The 24,944-nt window shown below is 49.7% G+C and carries 17 protein-coding genes; 6 read left to right on the top strand and 11 right to left on the bottom strand.

All coding sequences use genetic code 11. From position 1 onward, the window contains the following. Nucleotides 1-851: 851 nt before the first annotated feature. From G3352_RS26070 to G3352_RS26055, 4 genes are all read right to left on the bottom strand, one after another. Nucleotides 852-1,583, bottom strand: coding sequence for a sugar phosphate nucleotidyltransferase (locus G3352_RS26070; protein ID WP_163761081.1), 732 nt, complete (start codon nucleotides 1,581-1,583; stop codon nucleotides 852-854). Continuing rightward, nucleotides 1,580-2,353 (bottom strand): glycosyltransferase family 2 protein, encoded by a 774-nt coding sequence (locus G3352_RS26065; RefSeq protein WP_163761080.1) that lies wholly within the window; start codon nucleotides 2,351-2,353, stop codon nucleotides 1,580-1,582. The genes G3352_RS26070 and G3352_RS26065 overlap by 4 nt, the downstream gene beginning before the upstream one ends. Then, entirely contained in the window at nucleotides 2,350-3,465 is a 1,116-nt protein-coding gene (locus tag G3352_RS26060; protein WP_240343224.1) for a glycosyltransferase family A protein, read from the bottom strand. Before G3352_RS26060 ends, G3352_RS26065 begins: the two co-directional genes overlap by 4 nt. 62 nt (nucleotides 3,466-3,527) lie before the next feature. After that, the gene (locus G3352_RS26055; RefSeq protein ID WP_345940807.1) at nucleotides 3,528-4,478 is read right to left on the bottom strand and encodes a glycosyltransferase family 2 protein; all 951 of its coding nucleotides are present in this window, start codon (nucleotides 4,476-4,478) and stop codon (nucleotides 3,528-3,530) included. A 762-nt stretch (nucleotides 4,479-5,240) separates the two neighbouring features. Between G3352_RS26055 and G3352_RS26050 the strand changes: the two genes are divergently transcribed. Next, nucleotides 5,241-6,806, top strand: coding sequence for a M4 family metallopeptidase (locus tag G3352_RS26050; RefSeq protein WP_163761078.1), 1,566 nt, complete (start codon nucleotides 5,241-5,243; stop codon nucleotides 6,804-6,806). A gap of 182 nt (nucleotides 6,807-6,988) precedes the next feature. Here the strand turns inward: G3352_RS26050 and G3352_RS26045 are convergent, their stop codons facing one another. Continuing rightward, nucleotides 6,989-12,223 carry a WIAG-tail domain gene (locus G3352_RS26045; protein ID WP_163761077.1) on the bottom strand — a complete coding sequence of 1,745 codons (5,235 nt, stop codon included), beginning with the start codon at nucleotides 12,221-12,223 and terminating at the stop codon, nucleotides 6,989-6,991. Between the two features lie 394 nt (nucleotides 12,224-12,617). Here G3352_RS26045 and G3352_RS26040 point away from each other — a divergent pair, with 394 nt between their 5' ends. Both G3352_RS26040 and asd read left to right on the top strand, forming a co-directional pair. Further along, on the top strand, nucleotides 12,618-13,748 hold the full coding sequence (locus tag G3352_RS26040; protein WP_163761076.1) for a YheC/YheD family endospore coat-associated protein: 1,131 nt from the start codon (nucleotides 12,618-12,620) through the stop codon (nucleotides 13,746-13,748). Nucleotides 13,749-13,833: 85 nt separating this feature from the next. Beyond that, a complete protein-coding gene (gene asd / locus G3352_RS26035) occupies nucleotides 13,834-14,625 on the top strand; it encodes an archaetidylserine decarboxylase (RefSeq protein ID WP_163761075.1) in 792 nt (263 codons plus the stop codon). A 494-nt stretch (nucleotides 14,626-15,119) separates the two neighbouring features. Here asd and G3352_RS26030 read toward each other — a convergent pair whose 3' ends face one another. After that, nucleotides 15,120-15,905 (bottom strand): helix-turn-helix domain-containing protein, encoded by a 786-nt coding sequence (locus G3352_RS26030; RefSeq protein WP_076290876.1) that lies wholly within the window; start codon nucleotides 15,903-15,905, stop codon nucleotides 15,120-15,122. 124 nt (nucleotides 15,906-16,029) lie between these two features. After that, nucleotides 16,030-17,487, bottom strand: coding sequence for a MocR-like pyridoxine biosynthesis transcription factor PdxR (gene pdxR, locus G3352_RS26025; protein WP_163761074.1), 1,458 nt, complete (start codon nucleotides 17,485-17,487; stop codon nucleotides 16,030-16,032). A gap of 137 nt (nucleotides 17,488-17,624) precedes the next feature. On the opposite strand from pdxR, the gene G3352_RS26020 reads away from it, so the two are divergent. The 3 genes from G3352_RS26020 (at nucleotide 17,625) to G3352_RS30955 (ending at nucleotide 20,135) form a co-directional block, all read left to right on the top strand. Beyond that, complete coding sequence (locus G3352_RS26020; protein ID WP_163761073.1) at nucleotides 17,625-18,242, top strand: pyridoxamine 5'-phosphate oxidase family protein; 618 nt, start codon at nucleotides 17,625-17,627, stop codon at nucleotides 18,240-18,242. A 178-nt stretch (nucleotides 18,243-18,420) separates the two neighbouring features. After that, nucleotides 18,421-19,719 carry an aminotransferase class I/II-fold pyridoxal phosphate-dependent enzyme gene (locus G3352_RS26015; protein WP_076290879.1) on the top strand — a complete coding sequence of 433 codons (1,299 nt, stop codon included), beginning with the start codon at nucleotides 18,421-18,423 and terminating at the stop codon, nucleotides 19,717-19,719. A 278-nt stretch (nucleotides 19,720-19,997) separates the two neighbouring features. Next, the gene (locus G3352_RS30955; RefSeq protein ID WP_162842448.1) at nucleotides 19,998-20,135 is read left to right on the top strand and encodes a hypothetical protein; all 138 of its coding nucleotides are present in this window, start codon (nucleotides 19,998-20,000) and stop codon (nucleotides 20,133-20,135) included. Nucleotides 20,136-20,294: 159 nt separating this feature from the next. Here G3352_RS30955 and G3352_RS26010 read toward each other — a convergent pair whose 3' ends face one another. The 4 genes from G3352_RS26010 to G3352_RS25995 form a co-directional block, all read right to left on the bottom strand. Then, nucleotides 20,295-21,512, bottom strand: coding sequence for an ABC transporter permease (locus G3352_RS26010; RefSeq protein ID WP_163761072.1), 1,218 nt, complete (start codon nucleotides 21,510-21,512; stop codon nucleotides 20,295-20,297). A gap of 2 nt (nucleotides 21,513-21,514) precedes the next feature. Continuing rightward, nucleotides 21,515-22,267: an ABC transporter ATP-binding protein gene (locus tag G3352_RS26005; protein WP_076290881.1), complete on the bottom strand. Its 753-nt coding sequence runs from the start codon at nucleotides 22,265-22,267 to the stop codon at nucleotides 21,515-21,517. 27 nt (nucleotides 22,268-22,294) lie between these two features. Then, complete coding sequence (locus G3352_RS26000) at nucleotides 22,295-23,668, bottom strand: DEAD/DEAH box helicase (RefSeq protein WP_072735468.1); 1,374 nt, start codon at nucleotides 23,666-23,668, stop codon at nucleotides 22,295-22,297. A gap of 476 nt (nucleotides 23,669-24,144) precedes the next feature. Then, nucleotides 24,145-24,924 carry an SDR family NAD(P)-dependent oxidoreductase gene (locus tag G3352_RS25995; protein WP_163761088.1) on the bottom strand — a complete coding sequence of 260 codons (780 nt, stop codon included), beginning with the start codon at nucleotides 24,922-24,924 and terminating at the stop codon, nucleotides 24,145-24,147. Nucleotides 24,925-24,944 lie beyond the last annotated feature (20 nt).

Genomic DNA, 24,944 nt, shown 5'->3' with positions numbered 1-24,944 from the left:
GGCAGGCAGAATATGATCGGGCGGGATGTGCTGCGCCACCAGCGCCTCCCCGCCCGCGAACACGCCGTCGCGGAAGCCCTCGGCGTAGCCGCTCTCGGGCGCTGCTGCCGGCTGCGCAGGCGCAAGTGCCCTTGCGCTGCCAGCATGCCCGGCAGCGCTTTCCCGCCCCGCGGGAGCGACACCACCGCGTCGGTGTGTCGCTTGCGGCGGGGCGGGGCCAGCACCGCTGGCAGGCAGCGCCTGTGGCGTGCTGGCTTGCGGTGCTGGCCCGGGCGCACGTTGCGCAGCCGTGCGCTGTTTGGCGCGGGCGCCTGCGGCCCGCCCGCCCCGCGGCGCAGCATGCCCGCGGCCAGCAACTGCGCGCTTGCCCGTTTTGGCTCGCGCCCCTTTACGGCCACGGCTCACGCCTGTACGCTCGCCTGCTTTCACGCGGGTGCCTGCAATGCCACGCCCTTCGCCTGTTTTCGCTCCCGTTTTGGTTCGTGCTCCAGCGCTCGCACCACGTCTTGCGCCGGTGCGCCCGCTGGCTTTGCCTTTCGGTTCTGCAAGAAGCTTGCGCTCTATTCCTGCGAGTTCCACATTCCCCTGCTTCGCGCCTTGGTTTCCCCATTCGTGATTCGAACTTGCTTTGGGCTGCACTCCCACAGATACGTACAAGGAGCCGGCATGACCGCCCAGTGTCTTCTTCCTACCCAAGTCGCTGCGTTTTGCTACTCTCACGGCATTCCCTCCCTTGGCATGCGCGAGGAGTGCCGCCGCTGCACAAAGCGCCGGAGCATTCTTCCGGCTCCGGCGCAGGTTGTTCTGCTCTCATGGGACCTCTCACAGCGGCAGCATCAGGCGCATATATTTTAGGGCAGTTGACCCTTCATGCGGATGGCTGCTTCCTGAAGCGATTGGAACGTCCCGGCATCACTCCAATATTTTTGCAGAATATCGTATTCCAGTCCTCCAGCTGCTGCATAATGATTGTTCACGTCCGTAATTTCGAGTTCGCCGCGTGCAGAAGGTGTAATGTTCTGAATGAGGTTGAATACATGGTCATCATACATATATATGCCAGTAACACAATAAGAGGTCTTCGGATCACTCGGTTTTTCCTCAATGTATGAGATTCGTTTCGGATGCTGTGGATCAAACACCGGCACCCCATACCGCCGTGCATCGTCCACTTCTTTGAGCAAAACACGAGCTGTACCCGCAGGCTGCTGCATATACCGGTCCACATAAGGCTTCAAATCGTCGCTAAACAGATTGTCTCCCAGCAGCACAACGAATTTCTCTCCAGGAAGGATAAACGATGTCGCCAGATCCAATGCTTCGGCAATCCCGCCTGCCTTTTCCTGAATCCGATACGTCAGCTTGACGCCATGATCTGCTCCACCACCCAAATACTCCGTGTATAACCCAGCGGAATGTTTGTTGATCACTATCAATATCTCTTCAATGCCTGCCTGGCGGAGTCTGTCGATGCCATACATAATCATCGGATGCTTGCCGACTGGAATCAGATGCTTGTTAATCAGCCGGGTGAGAGGATACAGTCGTGTTCCTGTTCCGCCAGCAAGAATTACACCTTTCATTCCACTATCCCTCCTTCATCGGATGTCTCAATATATTTAAGGGGATCGACATGCCATTTGTTGATAAAAATGGATCGATTGCGCTCAAGCAACTGTTTCCATGCTACAGGATCAGTCTTTAGGAAACTCGCGCTGCCGCGATGATGTACCAAGACATCCCCGCATACCAGCAAACGATACCCTTTCTGGCAGGCCCTGTAGCAATAATCGTCATCTTCATAGTGTCCCGGCGAATAGACTTCGTCAAGCACACCAATGTCCTCCATCACACTTCGCCGTATGAGCATACATAAGCCGACGATCCGTCTGACTTCCTTCCATCTGGAAGAATCGACTATATTGTTGGCAGCAGCCAGTTCCTGAAAATGTTCCATGTCCCGGAACTCAAGCTCCACCTGCTGGATACCACTTGCATAGTTGGTCACCGGACCTGTAATACCAATGTTTACATCACTGTAGAGTGCTGCCCGCAGATTATCGAGCCAGCGGGTGGTAACTGTAACATCATTATTCAGCAGCAACAGCTCATCACCACAGGCTGCGCGGAGCCCGGCATTGCAAGCCGCCGGGAAACCCCGATTCTCCGGTAACCGGACAAAGCGAATTCGTTCCTGGGCACAATACGCTGCCGTTCCATCAACCGAGCCATTATCCACAACGATGATTTCATAAGATGTATGATGATCGGTATATTTTCGAATGGCATCGATACATGGCTTCAGCAGATCCAACCCATTGTACGTCGGAATAATAATACTCGTCAGTGTCATCTGGCGTTCCTCCTGTAGGCCACTTCAGCACGGGATATGGATCGGGCTTGTGACTTATTGCCGCCCATATCCAGCCAGCTTGCAATCGCCTCCAGATGATCGCCAATGATCAATCTGGCGACTTCGTTGCCGCTGCCCGTATTGGTGGAACGCAGGCGATTGGAACGAATGACATCCACCTGACTGGGTGCAGTCACTTTCAATCCGTGCTGGATGGCTAGACTTTGCGCCTTGGGAGGAACGGCCAGCGCCTCCGGTTTTACGATCTGGATCATATTACGCGAAAGGGCATGAGGTACGGCCGTCAACGAATTAGAACCCAGATCCGAACGATTAAGCACGCGGTTGAGATATGCCTTGATGCGGCTCACTTCATCCTGACGAGCAAATGGAGGCAACAGGGATGAAAGATTGTTCAGCGCCACATCATCTCCCCGGTCGACCGCATACAGAAACGGGGCGAGTTGCTCCGCCGGGACGACCATATCCCCATCCACAAAGAGAAGGGTCTCTGCCTCCGTCATCTTGGCCCCCAAGGCGCGGCCCACATCATGTCCCGCCCGATCAGGTTCATAGACCAGCGTGATACCAGGCTGTTCAAGCACCTGTGTCAGACTGTTGTCCGTTGTTCCATTCAATACCACAACGATATCCGTCAGGGGTAACCGTTTCAGTTGTACAAGCACTTGCCCCAGCGTAAGTTCCTCATTGCATGCACAGACGACTGCAGCAGCAGGTTTTCTCAGGGCAAGTGGAATGATATTTAATGAACGCCCTGCAGCATGAGCATAACCCTGCATGAATGCTTTCCCTGCGTGCATTGCAGCAGAATATCCCCTTAGCTCCACTGAGATCGCAGCCTCATGCTCCTGCCATGTTGAACGTGCATGTTGTTCAATCGATTGCTCATTTTCAAACGCCTTGCGTCCTGCCCGTTGCCCTGCGCGGAATGCTTCATGCAATACGGAGCTGTTCGTAGCCGACCTGCTCGCTGTCGAACTCTTTAGCGGCGATTTAATCAGACTCTTCCTGCCCATTGTTCTGGCTCTGTTCCGTGTTGTTTGTCTGCCTGCTGTCCGTTGACGACGGATACGCCCTGAACGCTCCTTCATTTCCTCACCTCCAGCATGTTCTATCTTTTGACGAGGTTTCTTGCTTGTTTTAGGCAACATGCTCACCTCGTCAGGCTACGAACACGCTGCAGATCGGAATGTCCTCCGCGTGGTCCAAGCGTATCGGTTATCCACCTGATCGCTGTCAGATGATCATTCCATACCACTTGACTGAGCGGGTCCGGTCCTTTTCGTTTCTTGACTCGAACTGCGTTCATTTTACCTACAGGCACATGATGAACGGCACGCACCTTTAACCCGCTGGTAACCGCCTTTGCATGTGCCAACGGTGGAATCTCCAGTGTGTCCGTACCAATCACTTCAAGTGCCCTGCGACTTAATGCATGCGGAATGGCTGTCATGGAAGCTCCTTGCAGATCAGGTCTAGCAAGCATGCTGTTCAGCACATGTTTGGCTTCTACCACAGGGTGAACAGGGATACGCACCACCGGTCCGTTATAATCATTAAGCGCCACATCCGTCCCATCCAGAATCGCTCGCACATAAGGCGCGAGATGTTCTGCCGGAATTGGAATGTCTGCATCCGTGAACAACAGCACCCTGCCACGAGCTGCCGCTGCACCGATTCTTCTGCCTCCATCATGTCCCAAAGCCTCGGCATAACGAAGTACCTGTGCCCCCGCCCTTTTTGCCGCTGCTGCCGTCCCATCCGTGGAACCATTCACAATAACAAGCACTTCAGCATCACGGCATATCCGTAGCGCCTGACGGACGACTGCACCAATGGTTCGCTCTTCATTCATGGCAGGTATAATGACCGAAAGCAGTGGGTTATGCGAGTCCGTCGAACCTTGTGCGAGTGTCTCTCTCATCGCATGCTCAGCTCCGAATGCTGGCAATTCCGTTTGCTCCACGGGTGGAATCACGTACTTGTAGGCCTTTGTACCCTTTTTGTAAGCAGATTTCAAACGACGCTTCTTTAATTGCGCTTTTCTTTGTACCAGCTTCGATTTGGCTGCATAAAAAGCTGTATTGCCGCGTTTTTGCAACACAGTCACCTCCCGGGTGTACATCAATGCCATGCAAAGGGAGTACACGTTATTCTATGTATTCATGGAGCAGTGGAAACGGCGTATGTCCTTGAACTGAGCAGGTTCTGTCTGCTACCAGGATCAGTCAATCCATTTATTTAGACATGATTCGTCAAAAAATGCGAAATATGCTACGGCTCCCCTACTTCAGACACAATTTTAAAAAAAATTTAAAATTGCATCTTTTCCAAACTTTTACATTGTGATAATATACGTTGCAAGCAATGGATTGACAAAAAAATCCTAACAAGGAACAAACGTTCCTTAAAATCCCTTTTTTTATTCCTGTTAATTGACCTTAGGTTAATTTATGCATACAAGATGATACAGGAGACCGTTTTTGCTCTGTTGCATGTACCTTGAGAGGAGTGATGCCGTTCAATACGTAATTCAGGCTTTATTATGTGAACCCGGAACGAACAGCCCGGCTCCGTAAGAACATCTTCTGCTTCGCAAGTGGACAAGACCCCTGGCTTCTGAGAGAGGAACCACAATAAACGATTAAGCCTCATGGCTGAACCGAATAAACGGTACTCCTTTGACAAGTCCTACCACAAACATACAGGCTCTGCCGACTTTGTTCATTATCGTTTCTTGTCATATTCCACGTTTCAGATTCAGCCCCACTCTCCGCGCTGCCCAAGTTGCAGACGGAACTCCAGCCGAGATTGGCATAATCATGTGTTATCCAAAAAAATCATATTGAGAATGGGAGAGTTTACTATGAAATTTGCTAAAGTTATGCCAACAATTCTTGGAGGAGCTCTTTTGCTCGCTTCCGTATCTTCTGCTGCTGCAGCTCCATTGTCTGATCAGTCCATTCCATTGCAGGCCCCTTATGCCTCTGAGGAGGGTATCCAGTTGAACAGCGGCTCTGACGAAACAATCTTCAATTTCCTTGGACAACAGGAACAATTCCTGAATTCCGACGTGAAATCCCAACTCAAAATTATTAAAAGAACTACGGATACCTCTGGTGTACGACACTTCCGCCTGAAACAGTACATTAAAGGAATTCCAGTGTACGGTGCCGAGCAAACGATCCACTTAGACAAAACTGGCCAGGTTTCGTCCGCACTTGGAGATCTCCCACCAATTGAAGAACAAGCTATCCCTAATGACGGTGTCGCTGAAATCAGCGCAGAAGATGCGATCAAGATTGCATCCGAAGAAGCCACTTCCCGCGTTGGAGAGCTTGGCGAACCACAGAAAACCCCTGAAGCGGAACTGAACATTTACCACAATGAGGAAAATGGCCAAACCTACCTTGTTTACATTACCGAAGTCAATGTGCTGGACCCCGCCCCGTTACGTACCAAATATTTCGTGAATGCCGTTGACGGCAGTATCGTATCTCAATATGACCTCATCAATTTCGCAACAGGAACAGGTACAGGTGTACTTGGTGATACCAAAACCCTTACAACCACCCAATCCGGCAGTACCTTCCAACTGAAAGATACCACTCGCGGCAATGGCATTGAAACTTACAGTGCAAACAATCGTTCCTCCATTCCAGGTACACTCCTGACAGATTCAGATAACGTATGGACTGATCGTGCCGGCGTAGATGCTCACGCCCATGCTGCTGCCACGTATGATTTCTACAAAAGCAAATTCAACCGCAACGGTATTAATGGCAACGGTTTGCTAATTAAATCCACGGTGCATTACGGCTCCAACTACAATAATGCCTTCTGGAACGGAGTACAGATTGTATTTGGTGACGGTGATGGAACGACTTTCCGCTCCCTATCTGGCGATCTGGATGTAGTAGGCCACGAATTGACACACGGTGTCATTGAGTATACAGCCAATCTGGAGTACCGCAATGAGCCAGGCGCATTAAATGAAGCCTTCGCTGATATTTTCGGAAATACGATTCAAAGCAAAAACTGGTTGCTTGGCGACGATGTCTACACTCCTAACATTGCAGGTGATGCACTGCGCTCCTTGTCCAACCCTACACTCTATGGACAACCTGACAAATACAGTGATCGTTATACCGGAACATCCGACAACGGTGGTGTTCATATCAACAGCGGTATCATCAACAAAGCCTACTATCTTGCAGCCCAAGGGGGCACACATAATGGTGTGACTGTAACAGGAATCGGGCGTGATAAAGCCATTCAGATTTTCTACAGCACACTTGTGAACTATCTGACGCCTACATCCAAATTCGCTGCTGCCAAAACAGCGACAATCCAAGCCGCTAAAGATCTGTACGGAGCAACTTCTGCTGAAGCTACTGCAATTACCAAAGCTTATCAAGCTGTAGGACTGTAAGAATTATTCGTTGTTGAACTCATATTCAATCGTTCAGGCACCCCTCATCGTCCGAACGGATCAAGCTTATATATGAAAAAAAGCGGTGTCCCGGACATATCCGGGAACCGCTTTTGTCTATTTAAACATGTGAAATCATTCCTCTACAGTTATCTTGAATGAAGACACATGATCTCGCACTTTTACACAGAAGGCCCAGCGGCAATCCATGACAACAGTCCGTAGGTGTGTGTGGAGCTTGCAGTACGTGACACTTCCAGCACGGCTTCATCCTCACTCTGGGAGAGGAGTGATACCTGGAATCCCCGATCATTACACATGGCTACAATCACATAATGCTCTGATATAAACGACTCTTCAAAGGCTACCGTTACTTCCACGCTCTGTTCATTCTCAGGCAATATAAAGGCCTCCATACCGAACTGCTGCACCACAGGCTGACGGCTGACACTCCGTACAGGCTGGAACGCCAGATGTTTGGCCTGAACGGCTCCGGTTTGCAGTTGATTGCTGCCCACCGCCTCATCACACAAATGTTCCTGCGTAACCGATTGAGGGTCGAGTTTATATTCTACAATGCCAGTCTTTTGTGGCTGTTCGATATAAGACGGATTCGTGTTAATCTGAGCTGTATCGTCTGTGGTCAATGATTCTGCCAATGACTCTATCCACGGCTCCGTCTGACCCAGCTGCTCTTGCTGTTCCCCCAGCTCCTGATTCGATGTCTGGTGAATCTGTGTTTCCTCCAGACCGGCACTCGGCAGTGCCTCGACAATTGCTTGCTGTGATAGCTGTACAGCCTCACTTTCTGTTTGAAGCAATCCCTCTTGTCTTTTGATAGCTGCCAGTTGTTCCAGCGTTTCTCCACTGAACTGACGAATCGCATTCCATATCTCTTCGCTCAAATGCGCCGGACCTACAATCCCGGCATTCAAATGATTAGAGGTAATACTCTGCTCACTCAGTTTGCTGCCGTTCACGCTGCCATCGGCCAATTTGGCACTGGTGACGGACCCATTCTGCAGATGGATCCCGCTTACTGCTTCCTCTTCCAGATGGGTTGTGCGAATACTGCGTTCTTGAATATGATCAGCAAGAATCGTTCCATCCTGAATATGCCGAGATTGCACACTTTTGTCTGCCATGTGGATAGCCGATACCGCACCTTCAAGCAATTTATTACCGTTTACACTGCCGTCAGCCATTTTGGCACTTGTTATGGAACCATTGTGCAGATGAATCGAACTGACCGATTCCGCTTTGAGGTGTGAGATCCCAATGCTTCGCTCTTGAATATGGTCAGCATGTATGGCTCTCTCTTGGATATGACGGGATTGCACACTTCCATTGGCAATATGGACATCCGACACCGCATCTTCAAGCAGTTTGCTGCTGCTCACACTGCCATCAGCCAGTTTGGCACTCGTTACGGACCCATTTTGCAGATGAACCGCACTTATTACTTCCTCTTCCAGATGGGACGTGCCGATACTATTCTCCTGAATATGGTCAGCAAGGATTGCTCCTGCCTGGATATGGCGAGTTTGCACACTTTCCGACGCGATATGGCTCCCCAATACAGCATCTTCGAGCAATTTGCTGCCGCTAATGCTACCGTCAGCTAATTTGGCACTCGTTACGGACCCATTTTGCAGATGAACCGCACTTACTGCTTCCTCTTCCAGATGGGTTGTGCCTATGCTTCGCTCCTGAATATGATCAGCTTGAATGGCTCCTGCCTGAATATGCCCGGATTGCACACTTTCAGAGGCGATATGAATCCCGGATACCGTACCTTCGAGTAACTTGCTGCCGGTTATACTGCTATCCGCCAGTTTGGCACTCGTTACAGATCCATTTTGCAAATGAATAGCACTTACCGATTCTTCTTCCAAATGTGCTGTGCCGATGCTCCGCTCTTGAATATGATCAGCAAGGATTGTTCCCTCTTGAATATGTCGGGATTGCACACTATCGTCTGCAATGTGGATATCCGATACGGCTCCTTCAAGCAACTTGCTGCCGGTTACACTGCCGTCGGCCAACTTGGTACTTGTTACAGATCCATTTTGCAGATGAATGGCACTTACTGCTTCCTGTTCCAAGTGTAACATGCCAATGCTGTGCTCCTGAATATGGTCAGCAAAGATTGCTCCTTCCTGAATATGGCGGGATTGCACACTTTCAGACGCGATATGGATTCCCGACACCGCATCTTCGATCAACTTGCTGCCGGTTACACTGCCGTCGGCCAGTTTGGTACTGATGACAGACCCATTTTGCAGGTGAATCGCACTTACTGCTTCCTCCTCCAGATGGGTTGTGCCGATGCTCCGCTCCTGAATATGATCAGCATGAATGGCGTCTGCCTGAATATGCCCGGATTGCACGCTTTCGGATGCAATATGAATCCCCGATACGGTTCCTTCAAGCAATTTGCTGCCGTTTATACTGCCATCCGCCAGTTTGGCGCTTGTTACAGATCCATTTTGCAAATGAACCGCACTTACAGACTCCTCATCCAGATGAACTGAGCCAATACTGCACTCTTGAATATGATCAGCAAGGATTGCTCCTTCTTGGATATGGCGGGTTTGCACACTTTCGTCTGCAATGTGGGTAGCCGATATTGTCCCTGCGGCTAATTTACTGCCATCCACACTACCCGTTGCTAGTTTGGAGCGTGTTACAGATTCATCCTGCAAAATAATTGTACTTACCGCTTCTTCTTCCAGATGAGACGTTCCGATGCTGCGTTCATGGATATGATGAGGAAGAATTTCACCATCTTGAATATGACGGGAATGCACAGCTCCTTGCTGCAGGTGAACAGCACTTGTCGACTCTGCCTGAAGATGCAAACCACTAATCAAACCTGGCTGAAGGTGAGCCGCTGTAATGGATAAAGGTGCCAGATGGTCTGTCTCAACAGATCCAGGTGCCAAGTGATGCGATGTGACCACCTGTTCAGCAATATGCTCCTCATGAATGATGTCTGCCTTCAGATGCTGTGAGCCCACTACTTGAGTTCCCAAATGGTCAGATTTCACGCTGCTTTCAGCCAGATGGACGGATTGTACAACGGATGGCTGCAAGTGCTCGCTACCTACAGCAGCCTGTTGTAGTTCTGTCCCCGATACCGAGTCTGCTGTCAAATGGTCCGCACTTATGGACCCATGCCGCAGTTTTTTGCCGGTAATACTGCCATCAGCGAATAATTCCGGCGAGCGTATTTCTTCCGACAAATGTTCCAGGGAAACGGCATGCTGCTTCAGGTGATATCCGCGAATGGTTCCTGATGGAATATGTTTGGCGTTAATGCTCTCTGCCATAATCTTGGAAGAAGTCACGCTGCCGTCTGCCAGTTTAGCTGACGTGACAGCAAAATCCGCCAGTTTATCTGTTGCAACACTCTCTGGTGAAAGCTTGGGGGAGGTAACCGCATGATCTGTTAGATGAGGCGGAAAAATGGACCCGCCAGCCAGCTGGGCTGAAGTTACACTATCAATAGCCAATTTGTCTGTTGTGACCGCGGCCCTTGCAATCGCATCCGTTTCAACACTGCCCGGCTGAAGATGAGGTACACCTACGGCATGTTCTGTCAGGTGTTCCGATTTCACTGCATAAGGTCTCAGGGCCTCGGAACCCACGCTGCCTGGAGCCAGATGTGTCCCTGTGACTCCACCACTCGCAAGATGCGAGGATATAACACTTCCCGGGGCAAGCGCTCTGCTACTCACCGATGCCGTTCCAAGCTTTTCTGTTGTCACACTTCCATCTGCGAGTTTAACGTCTGTAACGGCAGCATCCTGCAATTCATACGTACCCACGGCCGACTCTGCAAGATGCCGTTCACACACCACGTCGTCCGCAAGAGCGTCTCCGGACACACTTCCGGCAGATAGATGAGTTGCCTCGATGCTTCCACTTGCAATGTGAATGGAGTGAATTGCGGAATTGTCCACATGTACTGGAGTAATTCCCCGATTCGCAATGTGTTCCGCACGAATGGACCCTTTGGCAAGATGTTTACCCTGTACGGCTTCATCCGCAATTTTGGAAGAAATGACGCTCTGATCAGAGATCTTGGATGCGGTAATGGACTGCTCCAGCAATTTTGCTGTTCCTACAGACTGGTCTGCCAGTTTGCTGCTGGTTACTGCACCTTCTGTCAAATGTTCACTGCCCACTTCTCCATTGCCAATCTGCTCCTTGCCAACGGAATGAGCGCGAATCTGGCTTGAACCGATTGAACCGTCCAGTAGATGTCTTCCACTTAATGAACCCTCAGCTAAATGTCTTGTTTGTATGGATCCATCCTCTATCTGGTCACTTCCAATACTGCCATTTAATAGTTGTGAACGACCGACAGACCCTTCTGCCAGATGTGTCTGTTTAACAGCACCTGCCTGAATATGGTGAGACTCGATGGAGTGTTCTTCGATTTTGCTGCCTGTGACAGCAGCTTCACGAATTTTGGTTGTAGTCACTGCATCGTCAGCCAGTTTGGAGGTATTCACAGCTCCTCCCGTGAGATGCCTTGTATCCACGCCGCTAATCGCGATCTTGTCTCCAGTTACGGCATGATTCTTGATTAATTCTTCCGTTACCAGCATGCGGCTGAGATGTCTTGTGCTGATGGAACCGTCGGCAATTTTGGCCGAATCGATGGCCTGGTTGCCAAGCTTCTGAGAAGTAATACTGCCATCTCTGATTTTCTCACCTGCAATAGAAGCATTTCGTATTTTGTGACCAGACACAGAGCCGTCAATCAGGTGCTCCTCAGATACAGACGCTTCCGCAAGTTTCGCTGAAACAATGGCCCCGTCTGCAATGTGAATGCTGGTCACCGCATAATCCTGCAATGCTTCACTGCCGACCGCATCCGGTTTCAGCTTGGAGGCATCCACAGAGAAAGGAGCAAGTTTGCTCTCCGTAACAGCAAATTCACTCAAGTCGTCCGTGTAGATGTAGTGTCCGGTATGACCCGGCATCTGGTTCTGGTTCAGGATCTGCAGCCGGTCCTTGCTTGTTATCTCCTGCTTGTTGCTGTCCTGCTCTTCTTCCAGAGCAAGCGGAGCCACGCTGCTAACCTGAATCTGCTTTTCCGAGCTATCTTCTGTCTCGACTTCCTTGCTATCAGACTCTACGGGTTCCGGCTTGATTTCGGCTTCGATCTCTAGCTCTTCCAGCTCGTTCATTGAAGCAGGTAGCTCCATTGATTCGAATAGGAATTCTTCTGATGCCTGAATGGCCTTCGAATTCCGTTTATTTGTATTCAAGCGTTCTTCCCTATTCGAAGTGAAACCTGAGTCCATTGTGTCTGATCGTCGATTGGTCAGATCCAGTTCCTTAAATTTAGGACTCACATGCCGCAGTTTTGGCGTAGGAACCTTCTTATTGCCTTTTTTACTCATGCAGCTAGCTCCTTCCTCTAACGTTCGTCTCCGGCATCATATGCGTCAGTATGGGCATCTGCCACTGTAATTCATGACTTTAGTGGGTTACATTTCGTCGCTGCACAAGCTTCAAGGCATGAATGATTGAGCTGTCCCTACTGAAATAGGCTGTACCCGTTCACTTATGTAAGGCGGCTGTCCACGCCCCTGCTCCCGAGATGTCATACGATATCATGTAAGCCATTTGCATAAATCCATATGATGCAAAGGAGCTGCTAGGAGAACTCGTTGATGCATATCGAAGCATCATGAATCCGGTCTGCGTTATCGTGATGTCCAACCATGCGGTGACAGGCCGGCATTCCATGGATGGACGATCCATGGTCGCGATAACTTTGAAGGAGGAACGGTCATGCTACAAGAAACGATCGGTATTATGTTCGATTCACGCATGTACCGGGGGATACCAGCTGGGAGGACGGGTCAGGAATCACTTGCGAATGTTGAACAGGCAGCGGCCTGTTATGGATTGACCCCTTGTTTTTTGCGGCTGGAGGACGTGGATGCGGATACCAAAACCTGTATTGCTTATGTAAAAAAAGAGGGCATATACGTTCGTCAAAGAATGCCCTTGCCCTCCGTTATTCATAACCGGGCTCTCCAGCTTCGCCGTTCGGAGCAGCATCAGGTAACCAAACTGTTGTTGCAGGGCATACAGGTATACAATGTACGCAATCGATACCGCAAAGACCACATTCACGAGATGCTTTATCAGGACCCCGGTCTCAGGCAGCACCTCCCCCGTGCGGTCAAGGCTACACCTGAGTCTTTGGCATATATGATGGAAAATTACGATGATCTGGTGATCAAGCCTTGCAGCGGAAGCATCGGTCACGGCATTATGCGGATATTTGAAAAGGATGGTCAATGGAAACTGACATGTGAGACAAGGACTTCACGCAAGGGATGGGCCACTTTTCGACTGAATAAGGGACAACTGCCATCAGCCACCCTGCGCCGTATTTTCCGGCATGCCTATCTCATTGAAGAGCGCATACCTCTGGTTCGTTATGAAGGAAGACCCGTAGATCTGCGGGTATCCGTGCAGCGTGGAAGCGACGGTTTGTGGGGGATCACGGGCATATTCGCAAAGGTGGCTCCGGCTCATACGTTTGTTACCAATATCGCCCAAGGTAGCAAAGTCATGACGCTGGCTGAAGCCCTTGACTTGCAGGCAACCGACTGGCATGCACTTGAACTGGAGGCCAGAATCCGATCTGTCGGGCTCCGAATCGCACGGACGCTGGCTTCGAGCCTGCCTCATCTTGCGGACCTTGGACTTGATCTGGGGATAACAGAGAAGGGCCAGATTTATTTTATCGAATGCAACGGAAGGGACCAGCGCTACGGTTTCCGGAAGGCCGGAATGACGGAGACTTGGAAAGCCAGCTACCGGCAACCGATGGCTTATGGACGTCTGCTGCTGGAGCAGAATTCGCGCATACCGCGGCAGCCCCAGACGTATGATCGTGGCCTATATTGATTTCGTGGGCATTCTGTGTCAATATTATGCAGAACGGCCGGTCCTGCCGGCCTTGAAGTTCGCACTAACCCTAAGGGGGATATTCATGGCAAAAACGCTGTTGCGGTTAATGACCGAGCTTTCTTCTCGCAAATGGATCTCCCGGACTGTGGGAGCCTTCTCCAAGAGCCGGGGAAGCAAGGCATTTATCCCTTATTTTGTCCGGACCTACGACATCCCTGTTCAGGAAGCTGAGAAAGACTGGAAGGAATATCGTTCTTTGAATGATTTCTTTACCCGTAAACTTAAACCGGGCATGCGCCCGCTTGAACTTTCAGAACATGCTCTGATCAGTCCGGTAGATGCCAAAATTACGGCAGCCGGTCCTGTATCTGCTGGAACGCTCCTGAATGTTAAGGGACAAAATTATACACTTGCTGAATTATTAAACCACTCACCACATCTGGAGAAGTACAAGCACGGTTATGCCTTCGTCATGTATCTCAGCCCACGCGACTATCACCGCATTCACGCGCCTGTTAGCGGTCGCCGTATTGAGAGCGAACATATTAAGGGCAAGGTATATCCTGTAAATGATTTTGGTCTGACCCATATGAAATCGGTGCTGAGTCGCAACGAAAGGCTCATTACGTATATTGCTCATGACTTTGGAGAAGTTGCTGTCGTGAAAGTAGGCGCAATGAATGTGAGCAGCATACAGTACGCTGGTGCAGATGTAAGTTCATGGGCACAAGGCGATGATCTCGCATATTTTGAATTCGGTTCCACCGTCGTACTGTTAACGCAGAGCGGCACATTCGAACCGAAACCAGGCTTGCAGCCTGGCGACTCCGTCAAAATGGGAGAATTGCTCGGTCGGTTAAAACCAATCCATTGAGCAATGCGCAGATGATTCCTGAATAACAGGAGTCATCTTTTTTAATTTCTGATCTTAAGAAAGAGATTACACAGAACTTTGGCCTATATAAAAAATATAAAAAGGTACTCACAGCCGGAACACCTTTTTAGGGTAAAGTGTCCAGGCTATGAGTACCTTTTGCTAATCAGAGAATTCGATTATCCGCTTCAGAGCTATGTAGAAGTCAGGATGATTACCGTTCCCATTTCATGTATACATGCAATACGAAGCTAAGCTTCGTCATATTGGTTTTCAGACCATTCCTTAAAACCATACGTCCTGCATTTCCTCTGCCGGTTTGGAGCGGCGCAGGCGGTTCCGGAAAATATTAAAGCCCTTAATAGAGCATCCCCGGTTGCGGACCCGACGTTTTCCGTTCATCACAAGTTCCCCCTTTCGTCTGGAATGCTACATACTTACCCCTGCTTTCCAGCTTTGAAACGTTTCCATATTCCACCATTCAGAGAGAAGTCCTATCGAATCTCGGACGGACTTTTGCCGGTGTACTGCTTGAACTGACGACTGAAGAAAAAGATATCGCGGTACCCAAGGGCATCTGCCACTTCGGTCACATTCATGCCAGTGTGCACCAAAAGATGCTCGGCCCGCTCAATGCGCATGCGAATGATATAGGATTGCACGGACGAACCAATCAATTCCTTGAACTTAATCGAGAAGTATCGAGGCGATAATCCAGCCCTTGCTGCGAGGTCTTCCACGCGATGTGTTATCCCCGGATGCTGACGTACATAGTTAGCAACCTCCTGGATGACATCAGACAACTGGTTGCTCACCTTTTTCTCCACAGGAGATTCCGTGTCCGCGCGCAGCAAATGAATCATCAGCTGTTTCAGAATCAGTCGGCTCTCCTCATCCCGCCCATATACATCGGATAGGAACAGTCTTACATACCGAGCCAGCAAGTGCTCGAATTCCACCGTTTCCAGTACCTCACGATAGGACTGGGGAACATCATTAACGGGTATATCTACATCAAAATGAATATACGTAAGTACCAACGGTTTTTGCTTATTATGTGTTGCAGTAGGATGATCGCCTGGCCTGAACAGAAAACAACTACCCTTGCCAACTTCATACGACCGGTCATTCAGCACAACGGTCCCTTCACCACTCCATACATAAAATAAGTCATAGTTTTGCATCGGTTTTTCCCGCTTCTGCCACTTCCATCCCGGTTCGCAGACAATTTTGGCGACGGCGGGCAAAATAACAAAAGATGACGGCGATGCCTGCAGCATGTCGCCACTCCCCCTTGAAAGTTAATCTCTTTTGCATACTGCATCAAAAATGATGCGATATGTGTTTATATATAATTTCTGCTCCTGCTGGAGCGAAACGCCTTATCCCATTATACAGCGGAATTCACCGAAACGAAAATGTGCACTTCTCCCATGCTAACCGCATTCTTCTTATCCCCTCCTGAATCTCCCCTTTCTCCAGATGTGCAAAGCCAAAACACACAGCCGGATGACCTGGAGTCAGCCGATAACGCACCGCATCGCGGAATAGGACACCTTCTTCCTGAGCCAGTGCCTTGAACCGCTCGTAACTGTCGATATCCCCTTTCCACGTAGCATAAATATGCAATCCAGCATCTCCAGGCTGCATGATGAAAGGTTCCGGTAATTCCCGCTTCATCTCACTGACAAAAAAAGTATGCCGTTCCCCATAGAGACGGGTTAACCTTCTTAGATGGCGCAAATACCCTCCTCGCGCCATAAACTTCGCAAGTGCACGCTGCTCCAGAAGGGCTGGAGGTACGGGTTCATATAGTGCTTTTGCAGCGATCAGTGGCTGCACCAGACTGGGTGGCAGAACCGCGTAACCAAGCCGGAAGGATGCAACCATCGTTTGTGAGAACGATCCGACATAGATGACCCGTTGTTCACGATCGAGTACTTTGAGCGGTTCAATCGGCCTACCTCCCCAGCGAAATTCACTATCATAATCATCCTCAATAATGACGGCATTTCGCTCCGAGGCCCATTCAAGTATGGCTCTCCGTCTGTCCAGGCCAAGGACAGCCCCTGTAGGAAATTGGCGGGTTGGTGTCACAAATAACGTCTGTGCTTCCCAGGACTTCGGAATAATCCCCCCGGTATCTACTTCCGCTGGAATAATCTTTCCTCCGCAGGACGTAACGGCATGAGCGATTCCCTGATAGCCCGGATTTTCCAATACGACAGCTGCCCCCTCAGGGATAAGCAGCTGCGCCAGCAAAGTGATGCCCTGCATGGAACCACTAAACAGCACGATCTGTGATGCCTCAGCCTGAATGCCCCGTGTCCACCTCAGATGTGATGCGATGGCCTCACGCAGTTCAGGGTCTCCGGCAGCACCACTTTGTTCATGCGACCCGCTCCGATGAACGGCGGCCAGCGCACTTTTCCATTCCGCTTGTGGAAAATGCTCGGCAGGCATACGCTGTACATGGAAGTTGATGACTCGTTGCTCCGGTGCAAGGGCTGACGGTTGTTGCTTTTGATTCTGAATATTCAGCGTACTCACCCGCTCTCCCCATGGAGAAAGTTGAATGATTGCCTCCTCTTCCTCATGTTCCTGCGCTGTTAACGTGTCCGAAACAAAAGTTCCTCTTCCCCTATGTGCCCGCACATAACCATCGGCGAGCAGCATGTCATATACCTGGGCCACGGAGCCGCGTGACATTTCATATTGACGTGCCAGCTCTCGGGTGGAAGGCAGCCTTGTGCCTCCAACTAACGTCCCTGCATGGATGGCATCACGCAAAGCATGATACAATGCCTCGTATTTGTAACGGTGTTGAACCTCATATGAATCCATAGGCAGCCACAGTTCCATCGTGCACCTCTTTTCCCGAAAAAAATTGGTCTATTAAAGTGAATGTAAATTGGATCTTTTTATATGTCAATGCAGGTTCTATTGTTATGGCTAAGGTACAGCGATCTAATCCACATGCCATTCAAGGGGGAACACCGATGAGAAGAAAAGAATTCAATGTAGATGAAGAGCAGGAAATGATAACATTTCTGGACCAATGCTCCTTTGGTTTTCTGGGAACGGTCAGTCCAGATGGGCAGCCACGGGTAACACCGCTAAACTTCGTATATATGGACGGTTGTTTTTATTTCCACGGCAGTCTTGCCGGAGAAAAAATGAAACAGATCAAGCAGGATTCCTCCGTCAGTTTTACCGTAGCAGAAGAGTTTTCCCTGATTCCATCTTATTTCAGTGATCCTGAATTAGCTTGTCCGGCAACTTCTTTTTTCAAAAGTGTAATGGCATTCGGACAGGCAGAGCCGGTTCAGGATCTGGACATCAAGGGCAAGGTTCTTCAACGCTTCATGGAGAAACTCCAGCCACAGGGCGGATATATCCCCATTGATGCAGCTGATCCCCGATACAAGGGTAATCTGAAAGCCGTTGCTGTAGTCCGCATTGTTCCTGAACGGATCAGTGCCAAGTTCAAATTTGGACAGAACCTCTCGGCTGAACGCTTTGATCATATTAGCGGCGAACTGGAACAGCGTAACGAAGGACGAGATGCGGAAACTGCCGAAATGATGCGGAAATACTGTCCTTTTCATCAGAAATAACATCCATTTTCCATCGTATAATCAATCGGGAGAAGTGACATTAACCTCACTCAAAAACACCTGCAACAACGCGGTAAAGTGATAAAACTGTCATTATGCGTAATTTCCGTGACGGGGGCAATGTAAGGTGTTATAATGTTAGGCAGTTGAATCCCAAAGACTTGGAAGGATGAAAAGAATGAATCCACTGGCTGAACAGTTGAACGAAAGTATTCAGGCAGGCAGCAGTCACGTCTACTCCATGCTGTCGCAGCTCGGCAAAGAAATCTATTTTCCAAAAGAAGGTATCTTGAGTCAGTCTGCTGAAGCAGCAAGTCTGGCCAAAACCTACAATGCTACGATTGGTATTGCCCTGGAGGGCGGTGTGCCGATGCACTTAGCTGTTATTCAGGATAAGCTGTCCGCATACCAACCGAAGGATTTGTACCCTTACGCTCCGCCTGCAGGAAAGCCTGAGTTGCGGACCGTATGGAGAGACAAGATGCTGAAGGAAACACCTTCCCTTGAAGGTAAAACGTTTGGTAACCCCATTGTGACTAACGCATTAACTCATGGACTGAGTATCGTAGCAGACCTGTTCGCCGAAGAAGGGGACGCTGTTATATATCCGGATAAAAACTGGGAAAATTATGAGCTGACCTTCGGAATTCGTCGTCATGGCGAGTTAGTTCATTATCCCCTGTTCGATGATCAATTGAACTTCAACAGTGCAGGCCTGCTCGAAGCGTTGCTTGCGCAGAAGGACAAAGGCAAAGCCATCGTGCTGCTGAACTTCCCGAACAATCCAACAGGTTATACACCTGGAGCTGAAGAAGCAGATGCAATCGTGGATACGATTCGTCAAGCGGCTGAGGCTGGTGTGAACGTTGTTGCTGTGACAGATGATGCCTACTTTGGTCTCTTCTTCGAAGATTCCATTCACGAATCCCTGTTTGGCAAACTGGCGAACCTCCACCCACGTGTGTTGACTGTCAAAGTTGACGGTGCCACGAAGGAAGAATTTGTATGGGGCTTCCGTGTTGGATTCATCACGTACGCTCATGAAGATGCTGCAGTTCTCCATGCTCTGGAGCAAAAAACACTCGGTATTATCCGGGCAACCATCTCCAGTGGTCCGCATCCTTCCCAAACTTTTGTATTGGATGCGCTGAAAGCACCTGAGTTCGAAGCACAGAAGCTGGAGAAGTTTGAAATCATGAAAGGCCGCGCCAACAAAGTAAAATCCATCCTCGATAGCGGTAAATACGGTGAGGTATGGGATTACTATCCGTTCAACTCCGGTTACTTCATGTGCCTGAAGCTGAAGGATGTCGGCGCAGAGCAGCTCCGGACCCATTTGCTACAGAAATACGGCGTCGGTACTATTGCGCTGGGTGAAGCCGATCTGCGAATTGCCTTCTCCTGTATTGAAGAATCCGGACTGGAAGATCTGTTCGATACGATTTATCGTGGCGTTTTGGATCTACAGACAACTTAATTTATATGCAGTAATGCTTATCCAAATAAATAAGTCAGGGAGCGGACTTGCATCGCCTGACAAATATAACCCCCTTTGTATCCTGATGAATGTCTCTCGATACAAAGGGGTGTTTTGTGTTCCAACCTGAAAACGTATGGCTATCTTGACGGGCAAATGCCCAAAACGATGATTTTCAGGCTCTACCGGGCAACGGCCCAATCAGCCTATCCCCAAGGCACATAATATACGATGTACGCAAGGGCGTGCCCAACACCACTTGAAAGGGGAATGACCATATGTCTGGAGTAGTTGAGGAAACAAGAGGCGGTTATGGATGCGGCGGTTACGGTTACGGAGGAGGATTTACAAATACAGGTGCCATTCTCGTTCTGTTCATCTTGCTCGTCATTATCACAAAATCGTTCCTCTGTTAGTCCATACGTCCTCACCAGGAGTCGGAACAAGGTAAGCTGACTGTAGCACAAAGAAGGGTATTCCGGGATACAGCTCGGAATACCCTTTTTTTGTTATGTTACGCAAGCGTCCCTAGTCGGCGTTGCCATTGGACGTTAACTAGTCATACGCCCAACCGTTCATTCATCCTCTTCTTCCTTCAACCACTTGTTACCCTGAGAACGTCGCATCAAGTAGATGACCAGCACACCAAGGACCAGTGCTGCTCCGATCATGCTCAGTCCAACCCATCCCGCAGCCAGCATCGGCAACCACATAAGCAAAGCAACCAGCGCATGTAGATTCGAGATGAACCCTAGCACCTGGGATCGACGACTCTCTCCCGAGATGGGATAAATCATAATCCAGAACGATTCACTATGACTGCGTCGCAGCGCACCCAGTTGCACACCTGCAAGCAGCAGGAAGAACAGGTATACACCAATACCGAAATAACTGCCTGCCGTCCACCAGGACAACAACATGCCCAGTACAACCAAGCGCACCACGATAGAGAACACTTCAGTTCGGATGAACGTTTTGGTAATCAAATAGCGATAGGCTTTCCCTGCATTCCACGGAAGACCACTCCCCCATTTGCTGAGCCAGCGGCGAGAACTTACTTTTAGGCCTGATGAAGGAACATCTACGAACCATCCCAGCGTACGCATCACTCGTCCAGCCTGGCCTTGCTCTACCTGAATGAGACGTTCCCATGAAACCCGATGTTTCAAAGGGATACGCAGAGCAACGATATAAACGACAGCCAGTAGCAGCAGGAACCAGATGCTGCGCTCTGGAGGCTGCCACAACCAGGCGGCAATCGCCAGTACAGCCAATGCCCACCGGAGCAAACGATATCCTCTAGCGGCACCGATTTGCACCATGCGCAGTTCTTGCCAAGCCCCATAGCTCGATAACCCTTTCCACAACAGCAGAAGCAGGATAAACCAGCCAAATGGCCTTGCGTCCTGATCTGCTCGAACATAGAGCGGCCACAACGTTACAAATACGAGCAGCATGCCCAAGGTTTTATAGATCATGCCACGAGCGAAGCTGTTTTTCAGATATTCGTGCATCCGATATTCCTGCGGACGTAAAAATACGATGTCTGCCGGATGCAGATATGTACGATAACTGCTAAACAGCACCAGGGGTGCCAGCAACAGCAACGTAATCCAGCGAATCGGAAATCCCGCCGGAATGTGCTGTACAAACGATGTATACCAGGCGGAGAACGCAATGACGAGAAATAAGAAAACCATGGCTACGCCGCTCTGAATGACATAACCCAGATAAGGAAGAATTCCATTCCAGAATCCCGTGCGTCTTTGCTTCCATAACTGCTTCAGATCCATGCTTAATCCCTGCCTTGTACAAGGGAATAGAACATATGCTCCAACGTGGCATTCGATTCCCCGAATTGAGTACGCAGCTCATTCAGCGTCCCTTGAGCAATGACCTGTCCTCGGTGCAGGACTATAAAACGGTCACAGTAATTTTCAATGGTGGACAGAATGTGTGAACTCAACAAAATGGATGATCCCGAAGCCTTCATTTCCAGCATAAAATCAAGCAAAGAGCGGATTCCGAGCGGGTCAAGTCCCAGGAAAGGCTCATCAATGATATAGAGTGGCGGACCTGCCACAAAAGCACACATGATCATGACCTTTTGCCGCATACCTTTGGACAGGTGGGTCGACAGACTTGTACTTTTCTCATTCATGCGGAACAAGTCGAGCAGTTTCTCCGTACGCTTTTTGAAATCAGCCTCAGAAACACCATATGCTCTGGCCGTAAACTCCAGATGCTCCATGACTGTCATCTCGTCGTACAGCTCAGGAGATTCCGGTACAAAGGCCATTGCGGATTGATATACCTGTGGATCTTCGTCTCGTTTCTTGCCCATGACCCGCACTTCTCCCTGTTGAGGGGTCATCAACCCTAAAATATGCTTCATCGTAGTACTTTTGCCAGCACCGTTTAATCCGATCAGTCCGACCATTTCTCCGCGTCCAACTTCCAGATCGATGCCGTGGAGGACCGGCCGCTTGGCACTGTATCCTCCGCTTAGCCCGTTGATTTTCAATACGGGTGGTTGAACGTTATCCATCTGTCCCTGCACCTCTTTCGTCAGGTTTTATTCTTCAGAGCGTGGCTCTTTACCTTTGCTCCATTTGGGAGCGCCCTTGTTCTTGCGATCCTGGTCCCGTTCTGTTCTGCCTGTATTGCCGGCTGGCTTGCCGCCCGCCGGACGTTGATTCGAAGCAGCAGTTCTGGCGCCGCCATTGCGGCTGGCCTGACCAGGTTTACGATCCCGGGACTGCCCTGGCTTTCTAGAGAAAGAATGGCCTTCAGGCCGCGTATCCGGACGCGGATCAGCCTCCAGCACTTTACCTCCGAACAATACACGTTCCGGCAATTCGATTCCAAGTTCCCGCGCAAACTTGCGCATAATGAAAATTTGCGTTTCGTCCACGATCGACAACACGATACCACTGCGACCCATACGACCTGTTCTTCCTGCACGGTGAACATAGTGTTCCGAATCAAATGCAGGGTCATAGTTAATGACCATCGGCAAACCTTCAATATCCAGTCCTCTGGCTGCAACCTCACTCGCGATCAACAGTTGCAGTTTGCCATTGCGGAAAGCGGATAGCACGTTGCTGCGGGTCACCTTGTCGGCATCTCCATACAGCGCAGCTGCGGAGAAGCCTAGATGATTCATTTTCGCTTCAACCTCGCCAATATCCTCGGTAGCATTCACAAAGACGATGGCACGATCCGGGTTATACTGTCTAACCAGACGTCGCAGCATATCAATTTTGTTGCGGTTTTCTTCCACAAAATAAAAATGCTCCAGTCCTGCCGCAGTTGCCCGGTCCGGTTCAATTCCGATCTGTACCGGCTCTTTCATCTCCCGCTTCGCGAGTCCAGCCGTATGTTCATCAATCGTTGCTGACAGGAAAATGAGCTGACGGTCACGCAGGGCACTGCGCAATACGAAGTCCACGTCACTTACCCCGCCGAGCTGGAATACCTGGTCTGCCTCGTCAATAACGATCGTGGAGACATTGTGCATTTTCAGCTTTTTCAGCGTGATCAGTTCCTTCAGACGTCCTGGCGTTCCTACAACCAGTTCCGGGTGTTCACGCAGCTTCTCGATCTGACGTTTTACTGCGGCGCCGCCAATTAGCCCCAGAACGCCAATTTTGCGTTCTTCTCCATATCGCTGTGCTTCGCGTACAATCTGCATCGCGAGCTCTTGTGTAGGAGCTATGATGAGCTTCTGTGTTCCTTTTACATCACTTTTAATCGATTGCAGCAGTGGCAGCAAATAGGCGAGCGTCTTGCCTGTTCCCGTCTGAGATTTTGAAACCACATCACGGCCTTCCAAAATAACCGGGATCGTCTGTGCCTGTACCGGTGAAGGTTCGTTGATGCCATGTCTGGCGAGTACAGCCTCAAGATCCTGTTCTACGCCAATTGAAGCAAATGTTTGATTCGTCATGTATGTCCATCCTTTAAATTTATTCGTTATGACGCTATATACATTCAACTAATAAATATTTACACTAACACTCCGATGACAGAACAACCTTCCGATCGCTGTTATCCCCAGATTTTTTTGAATCCTTTTTGAAAAGGGGAAATCCGGGGATAGCGTATGCTTCCGATGTAGCTTTCTTTCAGAAAGCTTTTAGGCGAAGTGTATGCTTTCGAAGTAGCTTTCTTTCAGAAAGCTTGAGCTTCGCTTCTTCAGGTTATTTCTGTCCTCTCCGTTATCGTGTAAATGTTTAGTTGAACATATATAGCCCTGCTTGTACTAATAAAACCGAAGCCTGTCATCACATTACCTTTCATTATATGCGAAAAAAGCCTTCGGACCAAATCTTATTCATGAAACATGTTTTTGCACACAAAAAAAAGAAAAGCCCCTCGGCGGAGCCCTTCTTTCATCCGATATATGATGCCCATTGTTGCATCTTACTTCTGATTCATTACACCGTGCGACAGTCTGTCAGCGAGACGCGGAAATAGCTGATACAGCCACACTCCAGCCGAAGCCAGTCTGGGCAGATTCACTTCTTCCTTGCGCTTCTTCATCGCCCGGATCATATGCCCCGCAACCTCTTCCGGCTTCAGCATCATCCAGCGTACATTATTAACATAGTTACCGGAGGGGTCTGCCCGTTGGAAGAACGATGTATCGATGGGTCCGGGATTAATGGTCGTTACCGTGACTCCGGTCTTGCGAAGTTCCTGGCGCAGGGCATTGCTGAAGCCAAGTACGGCATGTTTGGTTGCCGTATATGAAGCGGATTTTGCAGTTCCGATCTTGCCAGCCATGGAAGCTACATTCACGATTTGTCCTCTGCCTCGTTGTAACATCTGCGGCAGCACTGCCTTGGTGCAGCGAACAATGCCCATGTAATTAACGTCCATCATCTCATCGAATTCCTGCACAGACATATCCGTCATCGCTGCAAATTTTCCGTAACCAGCGTTATTCAGCAAAATATCGATTCGTCCGTATTTCTGCAACATCGCATCCACGGCTGTCTGAACTTGCTCAGTATTCGTTACATCTAACGTGAGTAGTTCATGTTGCCCTTTCAGCGAAGCACCAATCTCTTCCAGCTTGTCCCGCGAGCGGGCAGCCAGAATCGGGATGGCTCCTTCTTCTATCAGCATCTGTGCACAGAGCGCACCAATTCCGCTCGAAGCACCTGTGATAAAAACAACCTGATCTTTCAACATACCGATGTCCTCCCGTATTGAACACA

It is taken from the genome of Paenibacillus sp. ALJ109b, from assembly GCF_010747435.1.
Classification (GTDB): Bacteria; Bacillota; Bacilli; order Paenibacillales; family Paenibacillaceae; genus Paenibacillus; species Paenibacillus taichungensis.
This window is presented reverse-complemented; position numbering and strand designations above follow the sequence as displayed.